Annotated in this window: 5 protein-coding genes and 1 pseudogene; 4 read left to right on the top strand and 2 right to left on the bottom strand. The window is 66.5% G+C overall.

The annotated features are described in order from the left end of the window. Positions 1–516, bottom strand: a pseudogene (locus tag WAZ62_RS20525) (hypothetical protein); the annotation flags it as partial. Positions 517–695: 179 nt separating this feature from the next. Here WAZ62_RS20525 and WAZ62_RS20520 point away from each other — a divergent pair. From WAZ62_RS20520 to WAZ62_RS20510, 3 genes are all read left to right on the top strand, one after another. Beyond that, the gene (locus WAZ62_RS20520) at positions 696–1,502 is read left to right on the top strand and encodes a DUF2189 domain-containing protein (protein ID WP_422645398.1); all 807 of its coding nucleotides are present in this window, start codon (positions 696–698) and stop codon (positions 1,500–1,502) included. A 50-nt stretch (positions 1,503–1,552) separates the two neighbouring features. Next, positions 1,553–1,960, top strand: coding sequence for a GFA family protein (locus WAZ62_RS20515; protein WP_422645397.1), 408 nt, complete (start codon positions 1,553–1,555; stop codon positions 1,958–1,960). Between the two features lie 75 nt (positions 1,961–2,035). Beyond that, entirely contained in the window at positions 2,036–2,446 is a 411-nt protein-coding gene (locus WAZ62_RS20510) for a hypothetical protein (RefSeq protein ID WP_422645396.1), read from the top strand. Here the strand turns inward: WAZ62_RS20510 and WAZ62_RS20505 are convergent. After that, a complete protein-coding gene (locus tag WAZ62_RS20505; protein ID WP_422645395.1) occupies positions 2,421–3,239 on the bottom strand; it encodes an SDR family NAD(P)-dependent oxidoreductase in 819 nt (272 codons plus the stop codon). The genes WAZ62_RS20510 and WAZ62_RS20505 overlap by 26 nt on opposite strands. A gap of 179 nt (positions 3,240–3,418) precedes the next feature. Here WAZ62_RS20505 and WAZ62_RS20500 point away from each other — a divergent pair. Further along, positions 3,419–4,237: HAMP domain-containing protein (locus WAZ62_RS20500; protein ID WP_422645394.1), on the top strand; the 819-nt coding region annotated here is incomplete at its 3' end.

Here is a 4,237-nt window from a genome sequence, read left to right as displayed (position 1 = left end):
GTGCCGGACCATGAAGGCGAAGCCGCCGCCCTCCCGCGCGGCAAGGGCAAGACGCCGAGTCGCGATCAGATCCGCCGCCCTTCCATCGCCGGGCAATTCCAGCAGGACGGCGGCCAGCGCCGGGCAGCGCAAGGCTTCCTCCGCCGCCCAGAGCGCCTCCGCCACCTCGCGCACGGGAACGAGATGCAGCCGCCCGGGATCGATGCCAAGGCCCGACAGGCCGGGGCCGTAAGGATAGCCCGCGGTGCGAAAGCCGGCGCTTGTGCCGGCCCAGAGCAGGGGGCCGGGCAGGGCGCCCGCCATCAGCCGCAAGCACAGCCCGGCCCCGGCCGGTCCCGCCCATTCATGCAGGCAACCGGCGGCGAGACCGCCGCCCAATGCCCCGTCCAGCCCTTCGATGCCGAAGCGGGCAAGAGCCGGCCGCCCGGCCGCCCGGGTCCCCGGGGCCGCCGCTTCGAGACGGGCGATGGTCTGGCGCAACTGGTCCTGCGTCGGCATGGCGGTCATTTTGTTCATGGTATGTTCCATATAGTCTCCCCGCCGGAGAGGAGAGTCAATGGTTCTGGATGGCGGTGAAACGCGGGTATCCGACCAAGGCGACGGTTGACGACGATCTGAAATCCTGCACCATGCGGCCATGGGTGCGACAAAATGACCAATCGCCCGATCAATACATGTCACAGGGAGCGCAGCGCATGGCCCAGGCCACCATCCATCCCCCCGTCGAGCACGGCTATTCGGCGCCGCCCGTCGCCCGTCGCATCACCATCGACGACCTGAAGGCGAGCCTCGTCTCCGGTCTGTCCGACTACAACCGCCATATGGTGGCGGGCCTTGGCTTTGGTCTGTTCTATGTCGTGCTGGGCGCGGTTGGCATCTGGATCAGTTTCCAGATGGGCTGGGGCCACATGATTTTCCCGGCCCTGTCGGGCTTCCTGCTGTTCGGCCCCTTCGCCGTCCTCGGCCTTTACGAGATCAGCCGGCGCGACCAGGCCGGCGAGAAGATCGAGGGAACGGAAGTCCTCCTGTCCTTCACCCGCCACGGCGGCGGCCAGATCGCCCTGTTCGGTCTTTACCTGTTCATCGCGACCTTCGCCTGGGACAAGGTCTCGACCATGATCTACGGGCTTTATTACGGCATGGAGCCGGTCGCCATCGATGATCTCCTCATCCGCGTCTTCACCACCAGCCAGGGCTTCCTGTTCGGCCTGACCGGCATCGTCTCGGGCGGGATCATCGCCGGCGCGATCTTCGCGACCAGCGTCTTCGCCGTGCCCATGCTGCTCGACCGCGATACCGATGTCATCACCGCCGCCGTTTCCAGCCTGCGGGCGGTGGAGGCCAATCTCTTCGTCATGGCCGTCTGGGGCGTCATCGTCTGCGGCCTGACCGCCATCGGCATCCTGGCCGGCTTCATCGGTCTTGCCATCGTGCTGCCGATCCTCGGCCATGCCACCTGGCACCTCTATTGCAAGGTTCTGCGCGAACCGGCCGTCCATTGAGAAAAAGAGCAAACGGCCGCGCGCTCACCGAAGCATAGGGAGGCTCGAGGATGACCGAATACAAGGGCGGATGCCTGTGCGGCAGCGTGCGCTACACGCTGGCGCAGGCACCCGTGGCGACCATGGTCTGCCACTGCACGCATTGTCAGAAATCGACCGGCACCGCGTTTTCCGTGGTCGCGCTCGTGCCGGAAGGGGCGTTCGAGCTGGCCGGCGACTTGAAGACCTATGCCGATATCGGCGACAGCGGCCATCCGGTCAGCCGCTCGTTCTGCCCGTCCTGCGGCTCGCCGGTGACGACGACGGCGGCGGTGATGCCGGGCATGGTGATCGTCAAGGCCGGCACCTTCGACGACACCAGCTGGCTGAAGCCGAGCGCGGAAATCTTCTGCGCCAGCAGCCAGCCCTGGGTCCCGCACGCCGATGGCGCCGCGCTCCACGAGCGGATGCCGGGCTGATCCCGGCCAAGGCCCTTGCGGACAACGGTCCCCCGGTTACAGACTGGGGGACCGGATCCGAAAGGGGGCCCGCCCATGCGCAAGCCGAGACATCATTCCCCGCCAGATTTCCCGTCAGGCGGGGCAGGGCTGCCGCCCCTGGTCCGGCTGCTCGCCCGCAATGCCGCCCTCGGCTTCATGGTCGCCATCGTCTTCGTCGGGGCCATGCTGCTGCTCGACATCAACGGCCTCGGCACGCTGATCCTTCATTCGCCCGACGGTTTCATCGCCACCTTCGCCCTGACCTTCGCCACCGGCCTGACCTTCGGCGGCGTGCAGATGGCGATCGCCATCATGCAACTGGCCGAAGGGGAACAGGACATGGCGCCGCCAAAAGGTGACGGCGCCGACGATCCGGCCGAGGCGCGCCCTCGGGGCCGTGATCGCGACAATTGGCGGGCCGAAGCGGCGCTGCCCCTGCTCAGGTCTTCAGCGATCGCCCGATGAGCTTCCAGTAGTTCACCGGCATCAGGCGCTCGATCAGGCCGGCGGCCTTGGCGTCATTGCCGACCAGCACGCGCGTCTTCCGCCCCTCGACGGCGCGCACGATGATCTCGCCCGCCTGCTCCGGCGGCATCCGCAGGAACACCTGAAAATCCTTGAGCTGCTTGTCGACTTCGGCCGAGTTCATGCCCGTGGGGACACGGGCGTTCTTGGCGATCGAGGTGGCGATGCCGCCCGGATGGACGACCGTGACGCCGATTTTCGCGCCTTCCATCTCCAGTTCATGACGCAGCGCGTTCGAGAAGCCGCGCACCGCGAATTTGCTGGCGGCATAGGCGGTCTGGCCCGGCGGCGCGATCAGGCCGAACAGGCTCGACAGATTGACGATCCGCGCTTCCTCGCTGCCACGAAGCAGGGGCATGAAGGCACGGGTCATGCGGATGACGCCGAACAGGTTGATCGACAGCAGCCAGTCGAAATCCGCTTCCGAAACCTGCTCGAAGGTGCCGCCGATGGCGACACCCGCATTGTTGAACAGAAGATCGACACCCTTGTGATCGGCCAGCACGCGCGCCGGAAAGGCGGCGATCTGCGCCGCGTCCGAAACATCGAGCCGGTAATGGGTGACACGGACGCCCCGGGCCGCCATTTCGGCCGCCGTCTTCGCCAGATTGGCCTCGTCGATATCGGCGAGGGCGAGGTGGCAGCCCCGCTTGGCCAGCGCCAGCGCGATGCCGCGCCCGATACCACCCGCGGCGCCGGTGATCACCGCGACCTTGTCTTTCAGATTGAACATGGCACTCCCCATTTCGTTTGTCTTGTTCTGGCCCCGCCGGGCATTTCCTCTCGGATAATTGACATCAATGTCATTTACCAGCGGCTTTTTGCGCGACGACGGCGACCCTAACCAGAAATTCAGGATCGTCAGCCAGAATCGCCGGATAAGAACCTAAGGAACGAGGACGGATTGCGCTCATGTCGATCAAGCAGAAACTCGTCATCCTGGCCGCGGCGGCCATGGCGATCACCCTGGTGGTCGGGGCGGTGGGGCTCGTCTCCTCGCGGAACCTCGGCACCGCGTTGAGCGACACGGCTGTCATTTCCAGGGCGCAGCACAATTTCATGATGTCCGACATGATGCACGACGCCCTGCGGGCGGACGTCCTCGGGGCTTTCATGGAAAATGCCGATGCCGAGGCGGTGAGGGCGGACATCGCCGATCACGCCGCGACATTCCGCGACGCCCTGAAAAAGAATCAGGACCTGCCCTTGCCGCGCGATCTCGTCGAGGCCCTGACGGCGGTGACCCCGGCCCTCGAAGCCTATATCGCGCAGGCTCACGCGATCGCCGATCTGGCGCTTCGCGACCATGCGGCGGCCCGGGCGAGGATCGATGAGTTCCAGGCCGCCTTCGAACAGCTCGAGACCGCCAATGGCACCATCGGCGAGATGATCGCGGCCTCCGTCGACGCCGCGGCCATGGAAGCCAACAGCAGCGCCACGGACAGCCGTCTGACGATCCTGATCGTCGGCCTGCTCGGCACCACGCTGCTCGGACTCGCCAATATCATCAACATGCGCTCGATCACCCGGCCGCTGGGCGAGGTTCTGGGCGGGCTTGGCGAAGTCGCCCGGCGCAACTGGCAGGCGCCCATTCCGGGGACCGGGCGCCGTGACGAGATCGGCGATATCGCCCGCGTCGTCGAGCAGCTGAAGACCACCGGCGCCGAGGCCGAACGGCTTTCCGCCGAAAACGCCGCCGCCCGCGCACGCGAAGCCGCCGAGGCCCGGGAC

The organism is Zavarzinia sp. (assembly GCF_049306435.1).
Classification (GTDB): domain Bacteria; phylum Pseudomonadota; class Alphaproteobacteria; order Zavarziniales; family Zavarziniaceae; genus Zavarzinia.
The sequence above is the reverse complement of the archived record's forward strand: the minus strand, read 5'-3'. Positions and strand labels throughout refer to the sequence as shown.